Genomic DNA, 22573 nt, shown 5'->3' with positions numbered 1-22573 from the left:
CTCTCATTTCGATCGCGGCCTGCGGAGCCCGAGGCGTTGCGCCGAACGCTTCGGCCGGTGACCGTCGGGTGCTCGTCGGATCGCGCGCCGCTCCGCGGGTTTGACGTCCCAGACCTCGGGTCGGGCGGCGACCCACCGCTTGGATCGGACCGCGAACGGGATGTGCACCAGGTACGCGAAGACGAGAACGATCAGCAGCACGTACGGGTAGGTGATCAGGGCGGCGCCGATCAGGGCGACCAGGATCAGCAGCACCGCCGCCATCCGCCGCGGAACGGAGAAGGTCTTCATCGCCAGCGTCGGGATCCGGCTGACGATCAGGACCGCCGACAGCACCGTCCACACCGACACCGGCCAGAACGACGACCACCAGCCGTCCCCCCACGCCTCATACGCGGCGATCGGGGTCAGGGCGATCAGGGCCCCGGCCGGGGCGGGCACACCGACGAAGAACTCGTTCGTGTACGACGGCGCGGACTCGTCGTCGAGAAGGGTGTTGAAGCGGGCCAGTCGCAGCACGATGCTCACCGCGTAGACCAGCGCCACCATCCAGCCCGCGTTGCTGCCGTCCAGCAGCGTCACGTACAGCACCAGTGCCGGTGCAACGCCGAACGAGATGGCGTCGGCGAGGGAGTCGAGCTCCGCGCCGATCTTCGTCGTCGCGTCGAGGAGGCGTGCGATCCGGCCGTCGAGCGAGTCGAGGACGGCGGCGACGCCGATCATCCCCAGCGCGACCCCGAGCTGGCCGCCGAGCGCGAACTTCACCGCGGACAGGCCGCTGCACAAGGCCAGGATCGTCAGCGTGCTCGGCAGCAGCAGCAGCCCGCTGGTTGCGACGCGGCGGGTGTTCGTCACGACCTCCGGCTGGCTCACGGGAGCTGCGCGAGCACGGTCTCGGCGCCGACGGCGCGCTGTCCCCTCTCCACCATCAGCGTGGTGCCGACGGGGAAGTAGGTGTCGACGCGGGAACCGAACCGGATCAGGCCGTACGTGTCACCGATCGGCAGTCGGTCGCCGACCTCGGCCTGGCAGACGATGCGCCGCGCAAGCAACCCGGCGATCTGCACGACCGCGACATCATGTCCGGACGGCGTCCGCAGCAGCATCGAGTTGCGCTCGTTGGCGTCGCTGGCCTCGGCCAGATCGGCGGACAGGAACTTTCCCGGCCGGTGCACGACCCGAAGGACCTCACCCGCGACGGGGCTCCGCTGCACGTGCACGTCGAGCACCGACAGGAAGATGCTGACCCGCGGCACCGGCTGATCGCCCATCGCCAGTTCCGCGGGCGGGACGGCGGTGTCGACGAGCGCCACCTCGCCGTCCGCGGGGGAGACCACCACGTTCGGCCGGTTCGGCGGCACCCGATGCGGGTGCCGGAAGAACGCGGCGCTCGCGCCGGCGGCGAGCAGGCCGGTGCGACGCAGCCACGGGCGACGGCGGCCGAGCACGGCAACGCCGAGCGGGGCGAGGACGAACGGCAACCCGGCGGGGTGCAGGGGTGGGATCGTGGTCCGGACCAGGTCGACGATGTGGGCGAGCCCGGTCGGCTGCGGAGTGCCAATGGGCATGGGTCGGCGGGCCACGAGATCCTCTTCGGTCGGGGACGGTGCGGGCGGCCGCGGGCTCGCCGCCCGCGGGCACTGCACAGGCTAGCCGAGTGGGGCCCGGTCGCCCCACCCCGAAAGCCGGCCTGGGCCCCCGGTCACCCGGCGTGCGCGGTCGCGGACTCCACCTCGCTCTTGATCCGGGCCAGTGTGGTGTTCATTCCCGACACCATCTCGACCTCGAAGTCCGCGGTCCCGCCCATGAATTTGTCGACGAGGAACGCGGAGACCTTGCTGGTCCCGGTCGGGGCCTCGCGGCGTTCGGTGACGCGGGTGCCGCGCTCGGTCGGGGTGAGCTCGTAGCTCCAGATGGTGCGGTTCTCCGCCACCCGCCAGGCGATGGCCGTGTTCGGGTCGAACCGGATGACCTTGCTGCTCGTCGGCCAGACGAGCAGGCCCTTCTTGTTCACGTTGACCGTCCTGGTGCCGGTGCGCACCGGCCCGCCGAAGACCTTCATCACCTTGCACTGCGGGCTCCACCTGCCCATGCGCTCGAGGTCGGAGATCACCCGCCAGACCGCGTCCGGTGCGGCGTCGATCTCGATGGTGGCTTCGAGGGTGTTCGTCACGGGGCTCTCCGGTTCGTTCGAAGTGTGTGGTACCGACGGTTACAGATGAGTCGGCTACCTATGATTCGTCGGCAGGTCGGGTTCGTCAAGGTCTCGCATCGCGCCTGCGGTAATGACTTGCCGGTGGACGGCGATGAACAGGGTATCCAGCCCATCGCCCGCCGCCCCCGTGGTCGGCACCCGCACCCGGAGCCTGCCGTGAAGATCCCCGTCGTTCGTCGCCCCGCCCATCGCGACCCGGTCCCGATGCTGCCGATCGGGCACGGCCTCGGCAGGCGGCCGTCCTGGCCGAGCGAGCGGCTCGAACGGCTGCTCACCCCGCACGAGGTCGACGACCTCGCCCGCGGCCACTTCACCCGCTGACGGGCCGGGTCGCGTCGCCGGGCCCGGCGGGCCCCCGGCCGTGGCACGATCGGTCGAATGACCGGATCGACCGACGAGGCCGCAACCGCCCAGCGGCTGCGCGACCTTGCCCGACTGCGACGCGTCCGGGACCGGATGGACCGCGACTACGCGCACCCGCTCGACGTCGAGGCCCTCGCCCGCGGCGTGCACATGTCCGCAGGGCACCTCAGCAGGCAGTTCCGGAAGGAGTACGGCGAATCCCCGTACTCCTACCTGATGACCCGGCGCATCGAACGCGCGATGGCCCTGCTGCGCCGCGGCGACCTCAGCGTCACCGAGGTCTGCTTCGCGGTCGGCTGTTCCTCGCTGGGCACGTTCAGCACCCGCTTCGCCGAACTCGTCGGCGTCCCGCCGAGCGTGTACCGGGACCAGCAGCGGTCCGACGCGGAGATGCAGTCGTGTGTCACCAAGCAGGTCACCAGACCGGTCAGGAATCGAGAAGCGCGGCCCGCCGCGCGGCCCTAGCGTGATGGACATGAACCTCACCATTCACTCGGCCTTCCTTCCCCACGACGACCGCGACGCCGCACTGGCGTTCTACCGCGACCTCCTCGGCTTCGAGGTCCGCAAGGAGGTCGGCTACAACGGGCTGTACTGGATCACCATCGGGCACCCGGACCAACCCGACACCTCCCTCGTCCTGCACCCGCCCGCCGCCGACCCCGGCATCACCGAGGACGAGCGCCGCACGATCACCGAGATGATGGCGAAGGGGACCTACGCGATCCTCACCCTCGCCACCCCCGACCTCGACCGGACGTTCGCGAAGCTGGAGTCCAGCGGCGCGGACATCGTGCAGGAACCGATCGAGCAGCCGTACGGCATCCGCGACTGCGCCGTCCGCGACCCCGCGGGCAACCTGCTGCGCATCAACGAGGTGACCCGATGAGCACCGCAGGGTCGACGATGGTGACCTCGGTGCTCCTCGGCGCCGCCGACGTCGCGGCCGCGGAGACGTTCTACCGCGGTCTCGGGCTCGGGTCCCGGATCGGCGTGCGCGCCGAGCAGGAGCCGTCCACCGGGTTCCGCGGCTACACGCTCTCGCTGGTGGTGTCCCAGCCCGGCAACGTCGACGCGTATGTCGCGGCCGCCCTCGCCGGGGGTGCGACCGAACTGAAGCCGGCTAGGAAGAGCCTGTGGGGGTACGGCGGCGCAGTGCAGGCCCCGGACGGCGCGATCTGGACGATCGCGAGTTCGTCGAAGAAGGACACCGGACCGGCGGTCCGACAGTTCGACGAGCTGGTCCTGCTGCTCGGGGTCGCGGACGTCAAGGCGAGCAAGCAGTTCTACGTCGACCGTGGGCTCGTCGTGCAGAAGAGCTTCGGCCGCAAGTACGTTCAGTTCGAGGCCGCGCCCGACGGCGTCACCCTCGCGCTGAACGGGCGTGCGGCGTTGGCGAAGAACGCGGGCGTGTCCCCCGAGGGCACCGGCTCGCACCGCATCGCGGTCCGCGGCACCGCGGGCCCCTGCACCGATCCGGACGGCTTCCGGTGGGAGACGGCGCCCGTATAAAGGGTTCGGACAGGCACGGAGACCACGGCCGCGACGGCGGCACCGTTCGACGGATGGAGACCACGTGAGCATGGCACCGACGACAACGCAGCCGGCCGGGCTGCCCGCCGCCGACAGCCACGACCTGATCCGCGTGCACGGTGCGCGGGAGAACAATCTCAAGAACGTCAGCGTCGACCTCCCTAAGCGGCGGCTGACGGTGTTCACCGGCGTCTCGGGGTCCGGCAAGAGTTCACTGGTGTTCGCGACGATCGCCGCCGAATCGCAGCGGATGATCAACGAGACCTACAGCGCGTTCGTGCAGGGCTTCATGCCGACGCTCGCGCGGCCCGACGTCGACGTGCTCGAGGGCCTGACGACGGCGATCATCGTCGACCAGGAGCGGATGGGCGCGAACCCGCGCTCGACGGTCGGCACCGCCACCGACGCGAACGCGATGCTGCGGATCCTGTTCAGCCGAATCGGCACGCCGCACATCGGCTCGCAGCAGGCGTTCTCGTTCAACGTCGCGTCGATCAGCGGTGCCGGGGCGGTCACCGTCGAAAAGGGCGGACTGGAGATCAAGGAGCGCAGAAGTTTCAGTGTCACCGGCGGGATGTGCCCGCGCTGCGAGGGCATGGGCACGGTCTCCGACTTCGACCTGACCGCGCTGTACGACGCCGACAAATCGCTGAACGAGGGCGCGCTGACGATCCCCGGCTACAGCATGGACGGCTGGTACGGCCGGATCTTCCGCGGCTGCGGATTCTTCGACCCCGACAAGCCGATTGCCAGGTTCACCAAGAAGCAGCTCGGCGACCTGCTGTACAAGGAACCAACCAAGGTCAAGGTCGAGGGCGTCAACGTCACCTACGAGGGCCTGATCCCGAAGATTCAGAAGTCGTTCCTGTCCAAGGACCGTGAGGCGATGCAGCCGCACATCCGGGCGTTCGTCGACCGTGCGATCACCTTCCAGACTTGCCCGGACTGCGCGGGAACCCGGCTCAGCGAGCTGGCCCGGTCGTCGAAGATCGCCGGCCTCAGCATCGCCGACGTGTGCGCGATGCAGATCAGCGACCTCGCCGAGTGGGTCGGCGGGCTGGACGAGGACACGGTGGCGCCGCTGCTGACGGCGCTGCGTCGCACGCTCGACTCGTTCGTCGAGATCGGCCTCGGTTACCTCAGCCTCGACCGCCCGGCGGGCACCCTGTCCGGGGGAGAGGCGCAGCGCACCAAGCTGATCCGGCATCTCGGGTCCTCGCTCACCGATGTCACCTATGTCTTCGACGAACCGACGATCGGTCTGCACCCGCACGACATCGCGCGGATGAACAACCTGCTGTTGCAGCTGCGCGACAAGGGAAACACCGTGCTCGTCGTCGAGCACAAGCCGGAGGCGATCGCGATCGCCGACCACGTCGTCGACCTCGGCCCGCGCGCGGGCACCGACGGCGGCGAGATCGTGTTCGAGGGCACCGTCGGCGAGCTCCGCGCCAGCGGCACCCTCACCGGACGGCATCTCGACGACCGCGCCTCACTCAAGCCTGCGGTGCGCACCGCCGCAGGCGCACTCGAGGTTCGCGGCGCCGACGCGCACAACCTGCGGGACGTGGACGTCGACCTCCCGTTGGGTGTGCTCGTCGTGGTGACCGGCGTCGCGGGCTCCGGCAAGAGTTCGCTGATCACGGGGTCGGTCGCGGGCCGGGACGGCGTGGTGTCCATCGATCAGGGCGCGATCAAGGGCTCGCGGCGCAGCAATCCCGCCACGTACACCGGGCTGCTCGATCCGATCCGGAAGGCGTTCGCGAAGGCCAACGGCGTCAAGCCGGGCCTGTTCAGCGCGAACTCCGACGGTGCGTGCCCGAACTGCAACGGCGCCGGGGTGATCTACTCGGACCTCGCGATGATGGGCGGCGTCTCGGCTCCGTGTGAGGTGTGCGAGGGGAAGCGGTTCCAGGCCGAGGTTCTCGAGTACACGTTCGGCGGCAGGGACATCAGCGAGGTGCTGACCATGTCGGCCGCCGAGGCCGAGGCGTTCTTCGGCAGCGGTGACGCGAAGCTTCCGGCGGCGCACCGGATCCTGGCCAGGCTCGTCGACGTTGGCCTCGGTTACGTGAAGATCGGTCAGCCGCTGACCACCCTGTCCGGCGGTGAGCGGCAACGCCTCAAGCTCGCCACCCACATGGGGGAGAAGGGTGACGTCCTCATCCTCGACGAGCCGACGACCGGCCTGCACCTCGCCGACGTGGAGAACCTCCTCGGCCTGCTCGACCGGCTGGTGGACTCCGGCAAGTCGGTGATCGTCATCGAGCACCATCAGGCGGTGATGGCGCACGCCGACTGGATCATCGACCTCGGTCCGGGTGCGGGCCACGACGGTGGTCGGGTGGTCTTCGAGGGTGCGCCCGCGGACCTGGTCGCCGCGCGCTCGACCCTCACCGGCACGCACCTCGCGGAGTACGTCGGCGCCTGATCCTCCACCGAACGGGCGGTTGTCGGGGCATCGGTCGAGAGCCCGTCCCGACAACCGCCCGTTCGGCCGTGCACGGTCGGGCAACTTGTTCTATTGGAGATAGAACAATACGATGAAGTCGTGCTCATCCGAATCGACCCCGCGTCGCCGGCACCGCTGTTCGAGCAGGTGGCGGCCAGCGTGCGTCGGGCCATCGCCGACGGCGGAGTCGCGCCCGGCGATCGCCTGCCCGGCGCACGAGACCTCGCCGCCTCCCTCGACCTCAACGTGCACACCGTGCTGCGGGGCTATCAGCTGCTGCGCGAGGAGGGGTTGATCGAACTCCGGCGCGGGCGGGGTGCGGTCGTCGTCGCGGACGGCGGCCGCCGCGGCAGGCTGCAGGAGGTGGTGCGGGACCTCGTCGTCGAGGCGCGCCGACTCGGCGTGAGCACGGATGAACTCGTGACCCTCGTGACGAAGGAGATGGGATGACCGACTCGATGGAAACACCCCGGGTGTCGTGGCCGCGGGCCCTCGTCGCCGCACTGGCGGCGCCGCTGCTGGTCGGTGCGGTCGCGGTCGTGCTGTTCGGTGCCTGGTCCGCGGACCTGCCGGACCCGCTCGCCGTGCACTTCGGGCCGGGCGGCGACGCGGACGGCTTCGCCTCGCCCGGCGCGGCGCGCTGGTCGGTGCTCCTCGGCCCGGCCACCGCGGCCGTCCTGGTGACGGTGCTGGTCCTGATCACCCGCCGCGATCTGCGCACCGCGCGGACGGGCGTCGCGGCCGCGGCCGGGATCGGGTCGTTCGTCGCCGCGGTTCCGCTGCTGATGGCCGCCCCGCAGCGGGGCGTCGCCGACGCGGCCGACGTCACCGTTCCCGTCTGGGGACTCGTCGCCGCGGCCGTGATCGGCGCGATCGCCGCCCTGCTCGGTGCCCGTGCGGTGCCGTCCCCCGGCCCGGCGCGGGCGAGCGACGCGCCGCCCGCGGACGCTCCGCGGATTCCGCTCGCGGACCGCGAGCGGGTCGCCTGGTCGGGATCCGCGTCGATGCCCCGGTGGGTCGGGGTGGGCGTGGGGGTCGTTCCCGTCGTTGTCGCGGGCGCATTGCTGGCCACCGGCGGCGCGAGCGCGCTCCTGGTGCTCGTTGTCGCCGTGATCTCCGCGGCCCTGATGGCACTCGTTCTGGCGCCGGTCCGGGTCGGCATCGACCATCGCGGGCTGACCGCGCGCGGACTCGTCCCGGTTCGAGCGATCACGATCCCGCTCGGTGAGGTGGCCGAGGCGCGGGCCGTCACCGTCCGGGTGCTGAACGGGTTCGGCGGCTACGGCTACCGGATCGGGCCGCGCGGTGTCGGGCTGATCGCCCGCCCGGGGGAGGCGCTGCAGGTCACCCGGGGCGACGGGTCACGGTTCACCGTCACCGTCGACGACGCGGCCGGCGCGGCCGCCGCGCTCAATGCCCTCGCCGCCCGCGGGCGCGTCTGACGCGGGGCGCGTCCGCCGCTCGCCGCCCGGCCCGGCGCATACTTGATCGGTGAGCGTCGACGGGGTCCTGTTCGACATCGACGGAGTGCTCGTCACCTCGTGGCGAGCACTGCCCGGTGCCCGGGCGACCCTGGATGCGCTGCGCGCCCGCGGACTGCCCCGGGCCTTCCTCACCAACACCACCTCCCGTACCCGCCGCGAGATCGCCGCCGCGTTGCTGTCCTGCGGCATGGAGGTCGACACCGGGGAGATCGTCACCGCGGCCGTGCTGACCGCCGAGTATCTGCGGTCCACCTACCGGGACGCCCGCTGCCTGCTGATCAACCATGGCGACATCGCGGAGGACCTGACCGGGATCACCCTCGTCGACGAGCATCCGGACGTGGTGGTGCTCGGCAGCGCGGGCCCGGAGTTCGATCACCTGACGTTGAGTCGGGTGGCCGAGATGATGCAGCGCGCGGTCCCGGTCGTCGCGATGCAGAGCGGGCTCACCTGGGCCACCGCGGACGGGCTCCGCATCGACACCGGTGCCTACCTGCCGGGGCTCGAGGCCGCAGGCGGTGCGCGGGTCACCGTGATCGGCAAACCCGCCCCGACTGGGTTCACCACCGCGGCAGCGCTGATGGGCACCGAACCCGAACACGCCATGATGATCGGCGACGACCTGGTGGGCGACGTGCTCGCCGCGCAGTACGTCGGATATGTCGGGGTGCTGGTCCGGACCGGGAAGTTCCGGCCTGCCGTCCTTGACTCGCCGCCGGTCCTTCCCGACCATGTCATCGATTCGGTGGCGGACCTGCCCGACCTGCTCGACCGGCTCGATCCATGAGTGGCGACCGGCCATCGCCCGGGGGAGATGTCCGTTCTGTCGGACCTGCGCCTGCCCCGGGAAATCGGCAGGGCCGGACCGGCAAACCGGCCGCGAATCGTCACCGACGATGGGCTTGCGAAACCCGGGGGCCGAGCGCCCGGTTGTTCGGTACGGTCGACCCCATCCCATCCCACTTCATGCCGCCGAGGAGTTTCGTGCGCACTGCGTTCCGCCCCCGTTCCCTGACCCTGTTCGGCACCCGATTCGCCCGCGTTGGCGCGTCGATCGCGACGGGTGTCGCCGTGATCGGCGGCCTCGCCGTCGCGGGCGGCGGGGTCGCGTCCGCGGCCCGCGTCGACTGCGTGTCCCCGCCGTCGGCCGACGACATTCGCGTGATTGGTGACGCGAGTTGCGGCGCGACCGCAACGGTCGGTGGCACCGCGACGGCGGGCGCGACGGACAGCGGCACCGCGGTCAGCGTCGCCGAGGTCGGCGGCGCGAACACGTTCGCGACCGGTTTCGGGGTCGCGCTCAGCACGACGAAGGGCCCGGGCCAGGCGCACGCCTTCGCGATCGGTGGCGGCATCGCGAAGGCGGGGGGCGGCAACGGCAACACCACGTTCGCGCTGGCCGGCTGGGGCTCCGGTGCCACCGCAACACCGGACGGCGTGGACTGCATGGGCCCGCTGTCGTTCGCGGTGAACCTCAATACCGGCGCGGTGTGCCTGATTCGCTGAAGCACGGTGATCCGCTGATTCCGCGGAGCAATCGGGGCGTGTCGGCCGGGTCCGGAGGGGCCCGTGCTGGCGCGCCCCGCGCACGTGGAGGGGGTCGTGAGTCCTTGCACTCGCCTCGGGTGAGTGCTAAAAATGCACTTGGCACTCGCAACACGTGAGTGCCAGGTCGGGGCGGTGAGGCCGGGATCCATCGACACCCTCGGTCGTCCGTCGCGGGCACCGAACCTGGCCGAGTGAACGGGGCGAACGCATGCGCTCGCCCTGCGCGCCAATGAGGCGACCCGACGAGCGGTCGCCTTGTGTGTCACCCCCAATCCGGAGGATCACTTCGCAATGGCCAAGATCATCGCGTTCGACGAAGAGGCCCGTCGCGGCCTTGAGCGTGGCCTCAACAGCCTCGCCGACGCCGTCAAGGTGACGCTGGGACCCAAGGGTCGCAACGTCGTGCTCGAGAAGAAGTGGGGCGCCCCCACGATCACCAACGACGGCGTGTCCATCGCCAAGGAGATCGAGCTCGAGGACCCCTACGAGAAGATCGGCGCCGAGCTGGTCAAGGAGGTCGCCAAGAAGACCGACGACGTCGCTGGCGACGGCACCACCACCGCCACCGTCCTCGCTCAGGCGCTCGTCCGTGAGGGTCTGCGCAACGTCGCGGCAGGCGCCAACCCGCTTGGCCTCAAGCGCGGCATCGAGAAGGCCGTCGAGGCCGTCACCGCCAAGCTGCTCGACACCGCCAAGGAGGTCGAGGGCAAGGAGCAGATCGCCGCGACCGCAGGCATCTCCGCGGGCGACGCGTCCATCGGTGAGCTGATCGCCGAGGCCATGGACAAGGTCGGCAAGGAAGGCGTCATCACCGTCGAGGAGTCCAACTCCTTCGGCCTGCAGCTCGAGCTCACCGAGGGCATGCGCTTCGACAAGGGCTACATCTCGCTGTACTTCGCGACCGACGCCGAGCGTCAGGAAGCGGTCCTCGAGGATCCGTACATCCTGCTGGTCAGCTCCAAGATCTCGACGGTCAAGGACCTGCTGCCGCTGCTGGAGAAGGTCATCCAGGCAGGCAAGCCGCTGCTGATCATCGCCGAGGACGTCGAGGGCGAGGCCCTGTCGACCCTGGTCGTCAACAAGATCCGCGGCACCTTCAAGTCCGTCGCCGTCAAGGCTCCCGGCTTCGGTGACCGCCGCAAGGCGCAGCTCGCCGACATCGCCATCCTCACCGGTGGCGAGGTCGTCAGCGAAGAGGTCGGCCTGTCCCTGGAGACCGCGGGCATCGAGCTGCTCGGCCGCGCCCGCAAGGTCGTCGTCACCAAGGACGAGACCACCATCGTCGAGGGTGCAGGCGACGCCGACGCCATCGCCGGTCGCGTCAACCAGATCCGCGCCGAGATCGAGGCGTCGGATTCGGACTACGACCGCGAGAAGCTGCAGGAGCGCCTCGCGAAGCTGGCCGGTGGCGTCGCCGTCATCAAGGCCGGTGCCGCGACCGAGGTCGAGCTCAAGGAGCGCAAGCACCGCATCGAGGACGCCGTCCGCAACGCGAAGGCCGCCGTCGAGGAGGGCATCGTCGCCGGTGGTGGCGTCGCGCTGCTGCAGGCCGCTCCGGTCCTGGACGACCTGAAGCTCGAGGGCGACGAGGCCACCGGTGCCAACATCGTCAAGGTGGCCCTGGAGGCCCCGCTCAAGCAGATCGCGTTCAACGCAGGCCTCGAGCCCGGCGTCGTCGCGGAGAAGGTTCGTAACCTGCCCGCAGGCAGCGGCCTGAACGCCGCCACCGGCGAGTACGAGGACCTGCTCGTCGCGGGCATCAACGACCCGGTCAAGGTCACCCGCTCGGCGCTGCAGAACGCGGCGTCCATCGCGGCGCTGTTCCTGACCACCGAGGCCGTCGTTGCCGACAAGCCGGAGAAGGCCGCCGCTCCGATGGGCGACCCGACCGGTGGAATGGGCGGCATGGACTTCTGAGTCCGACGCACGCTCGGGGCGGCCCGGCCGCCCCACCCGGTTGACCGAGGCCGATCCACCGTCCGGTGGGTCGGCCTCGTCCGTCCGGTCACCGCGGCGTCGTCGATCCGACGGGTGATGTTCATCCGATACTTCGACGATTCCGTGGACAACGGGTGCGCACTCGGCCACACTGTCCGGGCGTACACACGTCTCGAGGCCCCATTCGGTAACGATGGGGCCCCGGTACTGTATATATACGCGAACGCACCGCTAACGAACGTAGACGACACACCAAGGTGGGAAGATGCCCAAGTTTCGTGGATCCGCACGTCGGATCGGCCGCCTCGCGGCCGCGACGGCCGCGCTGACCGTCCTGCCCCTGCTCGGCGTCGGCGCCGTCGCCAACGCCGACGAGGTCCCGAGCGCGGTCGCACCGAACGGATCCAAGCTCGAGCGCATCGACGGCTCCGGACGCCAGATCACGGCCTACGTGCACTCGGTGTCCATGGACAAGACCATCCCGCTGAAGATTCAGCTGCCCGCGGACATGAACTCCGAGCGCCCCACCCTGTACCTGCTCAACGGTGCTGGCGGCGGCGAGGACTCCGCGACCTGGCAGCGTCGCACCGACGTCGCCTCGTTCTTCGCCGACAAGAACGTCAACGTCGTCACCCCGGTCGGCGGCGCGTTCAGCTACTACACCGACTGGATCAAGGACGACCCGGAGCTCGGCCGCAACAAGTGGACGACGTTCCTCACCCAGGAGCTGCCGCCGATCATCGACGCGGCGTTCAAGGGCAACGGCACCAACTCGCTCGCCGCGATCTCGATGACCGGCACCAGCGTGCTGAACCTCGCGATCCAGGCCCCCGGCGTGTACAAGAGTGTCGCGGGCTACAGCGGCTGCGCCGAGACCACCACCCCGGCGGGTAAGGCGTACATCAAGCTGGTCGTCGAGTCCCGCGGCGGCGGCGACACCGAGAACATGTGGGGCCCGGACGGTAGCCCGGAGTGGATCGCCAACGACCCGGTCGTCAACGCGGAGAAGCTGCGCGGCACCGAGATCTACATGTCCACCGGCAACGGCCTGCCCGGCCCGCACGACACCCTGGAGGCGACCGGCGGCACCGGAGCACTGGCGAACCAGGTGATCGTCGGCGGCGTGATCGAGGGCGCCACCCTGCTGTGCACGAACAACCTGTTCAAGCGGCTCAATGACCTGAACATCCCGGCCACCTTCGACTTCCGTCCGAACGGAACCCACTCGTGGGGCTACTGGCAGGACGACCTGCACAAGTCGTGGCCGTGGATCGCCCGCACCATCGGGCTCTGACCTAACGCACGCCAACGGCGCCGGTCCCGCAGTCGCGGGGCCGGCGCCGTTGCCGTGTCACGGGTCGGTGCCGATCGGCGGGATTCGCGGCGCGGTAACCGGATGCCTGCGTTCGCCGTGCGTAGGATCCGCTTCGAGCCGGGCCCGGGGCGCCCCGCCGACGAACGGGGTGAACGCGGGTGGACGCAGTGGTGATCGTGCTCGAACTCCTCGTGGTGCTCGGCGCCATCGTGATGGGCACCCGATCGAGTGGTGTCGCCCTCGGCCTGTGGGGTGGCGCCGGTGTCGCGGTCCTCGTGTTCGTCTTCGGGGAGGACGTCGGCACCCCTCCCGTCGACGCGCTGCTCATCGTCCTGTCGGTGGTGCTGGCGTCGTCGATGATGCAGGCCGCTGGCGGCATCGACTGGATGGTGTCGATTGCCGCGAACCTGATCGCCAAGCGCCCCAAGCAGATCACCCTCATCGCTCCGCTGGTGTCGTTCCTGTTCTCGGTCGGCGCAGGCACCTCGAACATTCTGTATCCGCTGCTGCCCGTCATCTACGACGCCTCCTACCGCAACGGGATCCGGCCGTCTCGCCCGCTGTCGCTGTCGGTGGTCGCGACCGGTGTCGCGCTCGCCTGCAGCCCGGTGTCCGCGGCGATGGCGGCGATGGTCACCCTGACCGATGTGGCGCCGTACAACTTCGAGCTGATCGACATCATCAAGATCACCCTTCCCGCGGCGGTGATCGGCATCGTCCTCTCGTCGGTCGTGGTGAACCGGCTCGGCAAGGACATCGCCGAGGACCCGGAGATCCAGGCGCGCATCGCGTCCGGTGACCTCGCCGCACCAGCCGGCGGCCTGAGCAGGATCGAGCTGAAGGCGTCGACGCAGGGGCGCAATGCGGCGCTGATCTTCCTTGTCGGCGTTGTCGCGATCGTGGTGTTCGGGCTGTTCAAGGGCATTCGACCGGACGCCTCCGACGGCACCCCGCTCGGCATGACGCCGATCATCGAGATGATCATGTTCGTCGTCGGCACCCTGATCCTGCTGGTGAGCAGGCCGCCGGTCGCGGACGTGCCGACGATGTCGGTGTTCCGGGCGGGCATGGTCTCGGCGATCGCACTGTTCGGTCTCGCCTGGATGACCGACACCTTCATCAGCGCGCACGAAGAACTGATCACCGACACCGTCGGCGACCTTGTCGAGGCGGCGCCGTGGATCTTCGCGCTCGGCGTCTTCCTGGTGTGCGTGCTGACCACCAGCCAGTCGACCGCGACCCGGACCATCGTGCCGATCGGCCTCACCGCGGGACTGGCGCCGGGACTGATCAGCGGCATGTGGGCGGGCGCGTTCGCCGGCGTCTACCTGCTGCCCACCAACGGTTCCCAGATCGCGGCCGCGAACTTCGACGAGTCGGGCAGCACCAAGCTCGGCAGCAAACTCGTCGACCACTCGTTCTTCCTGCCGACCCTGATCCTCGCGGTCACCACGATCGCGGCGGGTTCGGCGCTCGGGGTGATCCTGGGCTGAGTCAGCGGGCGCGGTACGCGTCCCACGCGGCCCGGCACAACTCCGCGATCGACTCGACCTGGTCGGGGTCCGCCACCGGCCACCCGACGCCCGGCTCGTGCAGTTCGGCGGTGAGGGTGGGGCCGAGCAGGAACTCGCGGCGGAACTCCGCCTGCACCGCAGCGAGGGTCACTCCGGCCGCCGCGGCCTGCGGCGCCAGCTCGGCGAATCGGCGTCCGGCAGAGATGATCTCCTGACTGCCGAGGTATGGCTGATTCAGGGCAACCGCCTCGCCGTCGACCGCGAAGCCGGTCCGGTGCGCGTCCGCGAGCGCCCGGATCATCCCGGGTGCCATCGTCACCGGGTGGTCGCCGCGCGGATCCCCGTTGTGGTCACCACGATTGGACAGGGCAACCACATCGGGCAGCCGATCCTCCGGTGCACGAGCGACATTCACCGCACCGTCCCGCGTGGTGGTGGTGTTCATCGTGTCGTGGAAGGACAGCGTGGTGAACTCGACGGGGCGGCCGGTGTCCCGTGCCCTGGTGAACGCGAGGTCGACCATCCGGCCGATCAGGTCGTCCCTGGTCCGTTCGTACACCTCGAGCCCGCGGGTCGCCACGGCAGCGAGGGAGTTCGCCAGCACCCGCATCCCGGCGGCGCTGTCGGGCTCGACCAGCAGCGGGAAGAACGAGAACGTGACCGGGCGGATCGCGTCCACCCCGGTGAGGTCGACACGGTTGTACGGGCCTGCCGCCCGAACCCGGGCGAACGCCTCGACCAGGTCCGCGTGCAGGTCGGCGGGCCTGGCCCGGTTGGGGTCGCGCACCAACCGCGGATGCGGGTTCTCGACGTACACGATGCGCGGGTCGAGCTCGGCCCAGCGCCGCACGATCGGGCTGGTGGAACAGTCGGTGAAGTCGAACTGCAGCCGGCGGGTGAACTCCGGGGCAAGGAACTCGGCGAGTTCCGCGGGAATCAGCGATCCCGCGTGCGGGCAGCTGACCAGCAGGTCCGCGTCCGCGAGCGCCTCGTCCAGGGTGCGGCTGTCCCGATCGGCGTAGAAGATCAGATCGTCGGGCGTGAACTCGGTTCCGGCGGGAAGCAGCAGCGGGTCGGAGAGTGCCATGGTCGAACACTATCGGCAGCAGCGCTCAGGGGAGAGTATTGAACGGTGGAGACGATTCCGATTCAGATGCCGGACGGAACCGAGGTCCCGGTGCGGCTGTTCGCGGGCCGGGACGCGGCGCCGGTGGTGGTCATCTTCCCCGGGCTCGGGGTGCCGGGCGGCTACTACGACACCGTTGCTCGGGCCCTGGTCGGCCACGGGTTCAACGCGGCGATCGGGGAACTGCGCGGCCAGGGCGACAGCAGGCCACGACCCGGCCCGGCAAGCAGCTACGGCTATCAGGAGCTGGCGTCGGTGGACTACCCGGCGATCTTCGAGGCCGTCCGGGAACGGTTCGACGAGAGCACCCCGTACCTGCTCGGGCACAGCATGGGCGGGCAGCTGGGGGTGATGTACGCGGCCCGCATCCACGGTGCGCTCGGCGGGGTGATTCTGGTCGCGTCCGGGTCTCCGTTCCACCGCACGCACGGGATGATGCGCGGCGCGGGACTGCTCGTCGGCTCGGCCGCGATGTCGGTGACCGCCAACGTGGCGGGGTTCTGGCCGGGCGACCGGTTCGACGTCGGCGGCTTCGGACGCCAGTCGAAGGTCCTGATCTCGGACTGGTCCCGGTTCGCGCGGACCGGCCTGATCGACCCCGCGGACGCCGACATCGACTACGAGCAGGCGCTGGCGGGGCTGACCCTCCCGGTGCTCTCCATCTCCGTCGAGGCCGACGACCTCGCCCCGAAACCCGCGATCCGGGACCTGGTCCGGAAGCTGCCGAACGCGGACGTCACGACATGGCACCAGGGGGAACCGTTGGGACACAACGGGTGGATCCGCAACTGCGGAAGCACCGTGGACCGGATCGTGGCCTGGCTGCGGGACCGAGAGTGACGACCGGCCATGGATCGGCCCGCCCGACCCGCGGGTGACGAGACCGTTGCGAGCGGTCCGCCACCGGGGCCGGGGACGGAACCCGACCCGGGCGGACACATTGAGCCCGACCCGGGCGGACACATCGAGCCCGACCCGGGCGGACACATCGAGCCCGACCCGGGCGGTGGCACCCACCCGAGCGCGCCCGGTGCGAGCCCGGGATTCGTCGTCGACTCGGGGGTCGGGCGCCTCGTCGCGGACTGGGAGGAGGCGCGGGCGTCGGCCGACCTGCGGGAGTACCTGCCGGACATGGCCGCGATCCGGCGGGCGGCGCTCGTCGAGCTGATCGCCGTCGACCTCGCGTACCGGTGGCTGCGGGTGCACCGGCCGAAACGGATCGCCGACTATTGCCTCGAGTTTCCGGAACTGCTTGCCGAGCCGCTGCCGCCGGAGCTCGTCTACGAGGAGTACCGGGTGCGCAGGCTCAGCGGGGACACCGTCGACCCCAACGACTACGTGGCGGAGTTCCCCGCTCAGGCCGACCGCTTCGACTGGCTGCGGGAGCACGACCCGAGAACCGTGGGCACCGGCGGCCTGGAGCTGCCCGGCAGCGACGACCTCGCCGGCGAGCACCGGCTCGACGACTTCGACCTGGTCACCGAGCTCGGCCACGGTGCGTTCGCCAGGGTGTTCCTCGCCAGGCAGCGGTCGATGCAGCGCTGGGTCGCGCTCAAGATCTCCCGGGACGTCGGGAGCGAGGCGCGGACCCTGGCCCGGCTCGACCACCCGAACATCGTGCGGGTCTTCGACCAGCGGGTCCTCGAGGACCGCAGGCTGCGGATGCTGTTCATGGAGTACGTGTCCGGCGGCACCCTGCTCGACGTGGTCCGGCTGGTGCGGCGAACACCGCAGGACCAGCGGGACGGACGGCTGCTGCTCGACTCGATCGACCGGATCCGGGCAGGTAAGGGTGAGATGCGGCCCGCCGAATCGAGCGTGCGCGAGGAGGTGGCGGCGCTGTCCTGGCCGGAGACGGTGGCGTGGATCGGGCTGCGGCTCGCCGAGGCGCTCGAGTACGCCCGCGCGCACGGGGTTCTGCACCGCGACATCAAACCGGCGAACGTGCTGCTCACACCCGAGGGGGTGCCGAAACTCGCCGATTTCAACGTCAGTTCGGGCGATACCCCCGCGGTGCCCGGCGCGTCGGGTGCGGTGGCCGGGTCGGCGGCGTACATGTCACCCGAGCAGTTGGCGGCGGTGGCGGGCCGCGCGGCGGGGGCGTCCGCCCCGATCGACACCCGCAGCGACATCTACTCACTGGGCGTGCTGCTGTGGGAACTGCTGACCGGGTCGCGGCCGTTCCCCGACGCCGCACCGGGTCAGCCGTGGGACGAGCCACTCGCGCGGCGTCGACGCGGGGTCGACGACGACCTCGCGGGCCGGTTGCCCGCCGACTGTCCCGCCGCGCTGCGACGGGTCCTGATCGGGTCGCTCGCACCGGACCCCGCCGACCGCTGGTCGGACGGCAGGAGGCTGGCCCGCCAGTTCGCGCTGTGCCTGGACCCGCACGCCCGTGACCTCGTCGACCCCCGCCCTGGCAGTGTCCGGGCGTCGTTGTGGCGGTGGGCACTGCCGATCCTGCTGCTGTCGATCGGGATCCCGAATCTCGTTGCCGCGGGCTACAACTACTACTACAACCGGGAGCTGATCATCTCGACCCTGTCGGTGCGGGCGCAGCAGCACCTCGAGTTCGTGCACCTGGTGGTCGGGGCGGTCGCCTTCCCGATCGCGGGCGTGCTGATCGTGTGGTGGTGCAGGCTCGCGCTGACGGTGCCCCGCGGGATCCGCCGGGGCCGGAGCTACGACGCCGCAACCCTGGGCCGGGCGCGGGTCGCGACGCTGGGCCTCGGGCATCGTGCCGTCGTCGTCAGTTTCGCGGCGTGGCTGGTGGCGGGGATCGGGTATCCGATCGCGCTGCGGATCGTGGCGGGCGGCATCCCGCAGCGCGCCTACTCCCACCTGCTCGCATCGCTGGTGGTGTGCGGCGCGGTCGCCGTCGCCTACCCGTACTTCCTTCTGACCTACTATGCGGTCCGCTGCCTGTATCCGATCGTGTTGTCCCACGGTGAGATCCGCGGCACCGACGGCCGCGACATCCGCGCGCTGCGGCGCGTCGGGACCCGCTATCTCGCCGTCGCAGCCTCGGTGCCGCTGATCGGGGTCGCGGGGCTCAGCTTCGTCGGCGACCACCCGGGCAGCGCCGTCGATGTGACCGTCCGGGTGCTGTGCCTCGGCGGGATCGCCGCGTTCCTCGGGGTGTACCAGCTGTTCCGGCGGATCGAATCCGACCTGCGTGCTCTCGCCAGAATCGTGCACTGACCCCCTCCCGACGCATTGAACGGGGGTTCATGAGTCATCCGCCAGCCGGACGTGACACATGAACCCCCGTTCAACGGGGTCAGTTCAGGGTGCGCCAGAGGAACTCGTACGCCAGCGCCGACTTGAACGCGAGCTGCGCGTTGTCGGCGGCGCCGCCGTGCCCGCCCTCGATGTTCTCGTAGTACCGGACCGGGTGGTCCTGCTCCTCGAGGCGGGCGGCCATCTTCCGCGCGTGCCCCGGATGCACCCGGTCGTCGCGGGTGGACGTGGTGATCAGCACCGGCGGGTAGGCCCGGTCCGGGTCGGTGTTCTGGTACGGCGAGTACTCCCCGATGTAGGCCCACGCGTCCGGGTCGTCGGGGTCCCCGTACTCGGCCATCCAGGAGGCGCCGGCGAGTAGCAGGTGGTAGCGCCGCATGTCGAGCAGCGGCACCTGGCAGACGATGGCACCGAACAGTTCCGGGTAGCGGGTGAGCATCACGCCCATCAGCAGTCCGCCGTTGCTGCCGCCCTGGGCGCCGAGCTGCGCGACAGTGGTGATGCCGGACGCAACGAGGTCGCGGGCGACGGCCGCGAAGTCCTCGTACGCCCGGTGCCGCCCCGCCTTCAACGCCTGGGTGTGCCAGCCCGGACCGTACTCGCCGCCGCCGCGGATGTTCGCGACGACGTAGGTGCCACCGCGTTCGAGCCAGCCGCGGCCGAGGGCGCCGCTGTAGCCGGGGAGCAGCGAGTTCTCGAAGCCGCCGTAGCCGTAGAGCAGCGTCGGGCCCGGCGCTGCGTTCGCGCGGCGGACCACGAAGTAGGGGATCGCGGTGCCGTCCTCGGAGGTCGCGAACCGCTGGGACACCGACAGGTCCGCCGCGTCGAAGAAGGCGGGGGCCTGCTTGAGTGCCTCGACGGGTTCGCCGACGTACCCGTGCAGCAGCGTCGCTGGAGTCAGGTAGCCGCCCGAGTTGAGGAAGAACTCGTCGGAGTCCACCGGATCCACGTCGAGCACGTCGGTGGACGTCAGGTCCGGGATGCCGTCCAGCGGGATGTCGGTCCACCCGGACGGGCCGGGGGTGAGGACCCGCATCCGGGTCTGCACATCCGCCAGCGTCACCAGCAGCAGGTGATTGCGGGTCCACACGTACTGCTCGAGTGCGGTGTGCGCGTCCGGTGCGAACAGCACGGTCAGGTCCCGGGAGCCAGCCAGGTAGTCGGTGTACCTCGCGGCGAGCAGGGTGCCCGCCGGATGGGTGTCCGCGCCGACCGTCCAGGGGGAGCGGGTGCGGATCAGCAGCCACTCCCGGTGCGCGGACACCCGCGCGTCCTCGGGGGCGTCGATGCGGATCAGGCTTCCGTCCCTGGCGATTTCGAACCGCTGCGAGGTGTAGAAGTCGACAGAGCGTTCGGCGAAGCTGCGTTCGAAGCCGGGGGTGCGGTCGAACCATGCCGAGACCGCGACGTCGGTGTGCTCGCCCTCGAACACGACCGGGGCGTCGCGGACGTCGGTGCCGCGACTCCACCGGGCCGCGATCCGCGGATAGCCGGAGTCGGTGAGGGCGTCGAGGCCGGTGTCGGTGCCGACGTAGACGGTGTCGATGTCGATCCAGTCGATGTCCGTCTTCGCCTCGGGGAGCACGAATCCGCCGTCGGCGACGGCGACGAATTCGCGTCGGACAAGATCGAATTCACGGATCACCACGGCGTCGGCGCCGCCACGGGACATGCTGACCAGCGCCCGGGTCTGGTCGTTGCCGTCCTCGGTCCGCAGGACCTGGGCACCGGACCACACCCAGTTCTCGCCCTCCGCTTCCGCGACCGCGTCGAGGTCGACGAGGACCTCCCACTCCGGGGCGGCCGTGCGGTACGAGTCCATCGTGGTGCGTCGCCACAGCCCGCGCACGTGGTCGGCGTCGCGCCAGTAGTTGTAGAGGAACGCGCCGCGCCTGCGGACGTACGGGATGCGCGCGTCGGTGTCGAAGACGGCCCGGATGCGGGTCTGCAGGTCGGTGAAGTCCGGGGTGGACGCGAACTCGGCAACCGTGCGGTCGTTGCGGGTCCGGACCCAGTCCAGGGCGGCGTCGCCGGTGACGTCCTCGAGCCAGAGATGCGGGTCGTTCGGGTCGGGTGCAGCCATTCATCATTGATACTCCGCGGCGCGGCACGCCGGACGGCCGGGCGCGTCGGGCCCCGGCCAGCGCGGATTCCGGCGGGCCGGGCGGTGGTCGTGGACTCGGTCCTGACGGGCCCACGACCACCCCCTCGATTGTCCTCCCCGACCCGGTCGTTCGGCGCGATTTCGGCGGGATGCCGCGCGAGCGGGTCGGGCCAGCTCGCGCCGCGGACCCTACTCGTCGGTAACCGGACCGTGTCGGGACAGGGAATTCGGGCGGGACTACCCTGGGGAATCGTGACCTCACACTATGACGTCGTTGTCCTCGGTGCCGGTCCCGGCGGGTATGTCGCAGCCATCCGCGCGGCGCAGCTGGGTCTGAAAACCGCCATCATCGAAGAGAAGTACTGGGGCGGTGTTTGCCTGAATGTGGGCTGCATCCCGTCCAAGGCGCTTCTCCGCAATGCCGAGCTTGCGCACATCTTCACGAAAGAGGCGAAGACCTTCGGCATCTCGGGGGAGGCGTCGTTCGACTTCGGCGCCGCGTTCGATCGCAGCCGCCAGGTCGCGGACGGCCGCGTCAAGGGCGTCCACTTCCTGATGAAGAAGAACAAGATCGACGAGTTCGACGGCCGCGGCACCTTCACCGGCCCGAACGCGATCTCCGTTGCGCTGGCCAAGGGCGGCACCGCGACGGTCACCTTCGACAACGTCATCATCGCCACCGGCAGCACCACCAAGCTGCTCCCCGGCACGTCGCTGAGCAGCAACGTCGTCACCTACGAGGAGCAGATCCTCACCCGCGACCTGCCCGGATCGATCCTGATTGTCGGCGCGGGCGCGATCGGGATGGAGTTCGGCTACGTCCTGAAGAACTACGGCGTCGACGTCACCATCGTCGAATTCCTCGACCGCGCGCTGCCGAACGAGGATGCCGACGTCTCCAAGGAGATCGCCAAGCAGTACAAGAAGCTCGGCGTCACGATCAAGACCGGCGCCGCGGTCCAGACCATCGAGGACGACGGCACCAAGGTCACCGTCGCGATCAAGGACAACAAGTCCGGCACCGTCGAGACCGTCGTCGTGGACAAGGTGCTGCAGTCCGTCGGCTTCGCCCCGAACGTGACCGGCTACGGCCTTGAGAACACCGGTGTCGCGCTGACCGACCGCGGCGCCATCGCGATCGACGAGCGGATGCGCACCAACGTGCCCGGCATCTACGCGATCGGCGACGTCACCGCGAAGCTGCAGCTCGCGCACGTCGCCGAGGCGCAGGGCGTCGTGGCTGCAGAGACCATCGGCGGCGCGGAGACCCTCGAACTGGGCGATTACCGGATGATGCCGCGCGCCACCTTCTGCCAGCCGCAGGTCGCGTCGTTCGGTCTCACCGAGGAGCAGGCACGGGCGGAGGGCTACGACGTCAAGGTCGCGACCTTCCCGTTCACCGCGAACGGCAAGGCCCACGGCCTCGCCGATCCGACCGGCTTCGTCAAGCTGATCGCGGACAAGACGCACGGCGAGCTCATCGGCGGCCATCTGATCGGCCCCGACGTCTCCGAGCTGCTGCCGGAGCTGACCCTTGCGCAGAAGTGGGACCTCACGGTCAACGAGCTGGCCCGCAACGTGCACACCCACCCGACCCTGTCGGAGGCGCTGCAGGAGGCCATCCACGGCCTCGCAGGCCACATGATCAACTTCTAGGCAGCTCCGCTGCCCGTGAGTCTTTTTGGCCCACCACGGGGCCAGAAAGACTCACGGGTGGCGTAGCCGCCTCCACGGCGAAGGG

At 70.1% G+C, this 22573-nt stretch carries 20 protein-coding genes; 15 read left to right on the top strand and 5 right to left on the bottom strand.

Annotated elements, in window-relative coordinates; translation table 11 throughout:
* Positions 1-3: 3 nt before the first annotated feature.
* From ACWF62_RS08340 to ACWF62_RS08330, 3 genes are all read right to left on the bottom strand, one after another.
* A complete protein-coding gene (locus tag ACWF62_RS08340; protein ID WP_378506107.1) occupies positions 4-873 on the bottom strand; it encodes a CDP-alcohol phosphatidyltransferase family protein in 870 nt (289 codons plus the stop codon).
* Positions 870-1583: a phosphatidylserine decarboxylase gene (locus tag ACWF62_RS08335; RefSeq protein WP_378506108.1), complete on the bottom strand. Its 714-nt coding sequence runs from the start codon at positions 1581-1583 to the stop codon at positions 870-872. The genes ACWF62_RS08340 and ACWF62_RS08335 overlap by 4 nt, the downstream gene beginning before the upstream one ends.
* A gap of 119 nt (positions 1584-1702) precedes the next feature.
* Positions 1703-2173 carry an SRPBCC family protein gene (locus ACWF62_RS08330; protein WP_378506109.1) on the bottom strand — a complete coding sequence of 157 codons (471 nt, stop codon included), beginning with the start codon at positions 2171-2173 and terminating at the stop codon, positions 1703-1705.
* Between the two features lie 198 nt (positions 2174-2371).
* On the opposite strand from ACWF62_RS08330, the gene ACWF62_RS08325 reads away from it, so the two are divergent.
* The 12 genes from ACWF62_RS08325 to ACWF62_RS08270 all read left to right on the top strand — a co-directional run bounded on the left by ACWF62_RS08325 (position 2372) and on the right by ACWF62_RS08270 (position 14341).
* The gene (locus tag ACWF62_RS08325; RefSeq protein ID WP_378506110.1) at positions 2372-2536 is read left to right on the top strand and encodes a hypothetical protein; all 165 of its coding nucleotides are present in this window, start codon (positions 2372-2374) and stop codon (positions 2534-2536) included.
* Between the two features lie 57 nt (positions 2537-2593).
* On the top strand, positions 2594-3043 hold the full coding sequence (locus tag ACWF62_RS08320) for a helix-turn-helix transcriptional regulator (protein ID WP_378506111.1): 450 nt from the start codon (positions 2594-2596) through the stop codon (positions 3041-3043).
* Positions 3044-3053: 10 nt separating this feature from the next.
* Positions 3054-3467 (top strand): VOC family protein, encoded by a 414-nt coding sequence (locus ACWF62_RS08315; protein ID WP_378506112.1) that lies wholly within the window; start codon positions 3054-3056, stop codon positions 3465-3467.
* The gene (locus ACWF62_RS08310; RefSeq protein ID WP_378506113.1) at positions 3464-4090 is read left to right on the top strand and encodes a glyoxalase; all 627 of its coding nucleotides are present in this window, start codon (positions 3464-3466) and stop codon (positions 4088-4090) included. Before ACWF62_RS08315 ends, ACWF62_RS08310 begins: the two co-directional genes overlap by 4 nt.
* 70 nt (positions 4091-4160) lie before the next feature.
* Positions 4161-6542, top strand: a complete 2382-nt coding sequence (locus ACWF62_RS08305; RefSeq protein ID WP_378506393.1) for an ATP-binding cassette domain-containing protein — start codon at positions 4161-4163, stop codon at positions 6540-6542.
* Positions 6543-6662: 120 nt separating this feature from the next.
* Positions 6663-7013 (top strand): GntR family transcriptional regulator, encoded by a 351-nt coding sequence (locus tag ACWF62_RS08300; protein WP_378506114.1) that lies wholly within the window; start codon positions 6663-6665, stop codon positions 7011-7013.
* On the top strand, positions 7010-8005 hold the full coding sequence (locus ACWF62_RS08295) for an SdpI family protein (protein ID WP_378506115.1): 996 nt from the start codon (positions 7010-7012) through the stop codon (positions 8003-8005). The genes ACWF62_RS08300 and ACWF62_RS08295 overlap by 4 nt, the downstream gene beginning before the upstream one ends.
* A gap of 49 nt (positions 8006-8054) precedes the next feature.
* The gene (locus ACWF62_RS08290; protein ID WP_378506116.1) at positions 8055-8834 is read left to right on the top strand and encodes an HAD-IIA family hydrolase; all 780 of its coding nucleotides are present in this window, start codon (positions 8055-8057) and stop codon (positions 8832-8834) included.
* 179 nt (positions 8835-9013) lie between these two features.
* Positions 9014-9553: a DUF6764 family protein gene (locus ACWF62_RS08285; protein WP_378506117.1), complete on the top strand. Its 540-nt coding sequence runs from the start codon at positions 9014-9016 to the stop codon at positions 9551-9553.
* 333 nt (positions 9554-9886) lie between these two features.
* Positions 9887-11512 carry a chaperonin GroEL gene (gene groL / locus ACWF62_RS08280; protein ID WP_378506118.1) on the top strand — a complete coding sequence of 542 codons (1626 nt, stop codon included), beginning with the start codon at positions 9887-9889 and terminating at the stop codon, positions 11510-11512.
* A gap of 286 nt (positions 11513-11798) precedes the next feature.
* A complete protein-coding gene (locus tag ACWF62_RS08275; RefSeq protein WP_378506119.1) occupies positions 11799-12827 on the top strand; it encodes an alpha/beta hydrolase in 1029 nt (342 codons plus the stop codon).
* 179 nt (positions 12828-13006) lie between these two features.
* Complete coding sequence (locus ACWF62_RS08270; RefSeq protein ID WP_378506120.1) at positions 13007-14341, top strand: anaerobic C4-dicarboxylate transporter; 1335 nt, start codon at positions 13007-13009, stop codon at positions 14339-14341.
* 1 nt (position 14342) lies between these two features.
* Here ACWF62_RS08270 and ACWF62_RS08265 read toward each other — a convergent pair whose 3' ends face one another.
* Positions 14343-15449: an N-formylglutamate amidohydrolase gene (locus ACWF62_RS08265; RefSeq protein WP_378506121.1), complete on the bottom strand. Its 1107-nt coding sequence runs from the start codon at positions 15447-15449 to the stop codon at positions 14343-14345.
* A 45-nt stretch (positions 15450-15494) separates the two neighbouring features.
* Here ACWF62_RS08265 and ACWF62_RS08260 point away from each other — a divergent pair, with 45 nt between their 5' ends.
* Positions 15495-16328: an alpha/beta hydrolase family protein gene (locus ACWF62_RS08260; RefSeq protein ID WP_378506122.1), complete on the top strand. Its 834-nt coding sequence runs from the start codon at positions 15495-15497 to the stop codon at positions 16326-16328.
* Positions 16329-16337: 9 nt separating this feature from the next.
* Entirely contained in the window at positions 16338-18689 is a 2352-nt protein-coding gene (locus tag ACWF62_RS08255) for a serine/threonine-protein kinase (protein ID WP_378506123.1), read from the top strand.
* 79 nt (positions 18690-18768) lie between these two features.
* Here ACWF62_RS08255 and ACWF62_RS08250 read toward each other — a convergent pair whose 3' ends face one another.
* Positions 18769-20811, bottom strand: coding sequence for a prolyl oligopeptidase family serine peptidase (locus ACWF62_RS08250; protein ID WP_378506124.1), 2043 nt, complete (start codon positions 20809-20811; stop codon positions 18769-18771).
* 273 nt (positions 20812-21084) lie between these two features.
* On the opposite strand from ACWF62_RS08250, the gene lpdA reads away from it, so the two are divergent.
* Positions 21085-22488, top strand: a complete 1404-nt coding sequence (gene lpdA / locus ACWF62_RS08245) for a dihydrolipoyl dehydrogenase (RefSeq protein ID WP_378506125.1) — start codon at positions 21085-21087, stop codon at positions 22486-22488.
* The last annotated feature ends 85 nt before the right edge of the window (positions 22489-22573 follow it).

It is taken from the genome of Rhodococcus sp. NPDC054953 (genome assembly GCF_053609225.1).
Note: the sequence above shows the minus strand (reverse complement) of the source record. Positions and strands in the feature narration are given on the sequence as shown.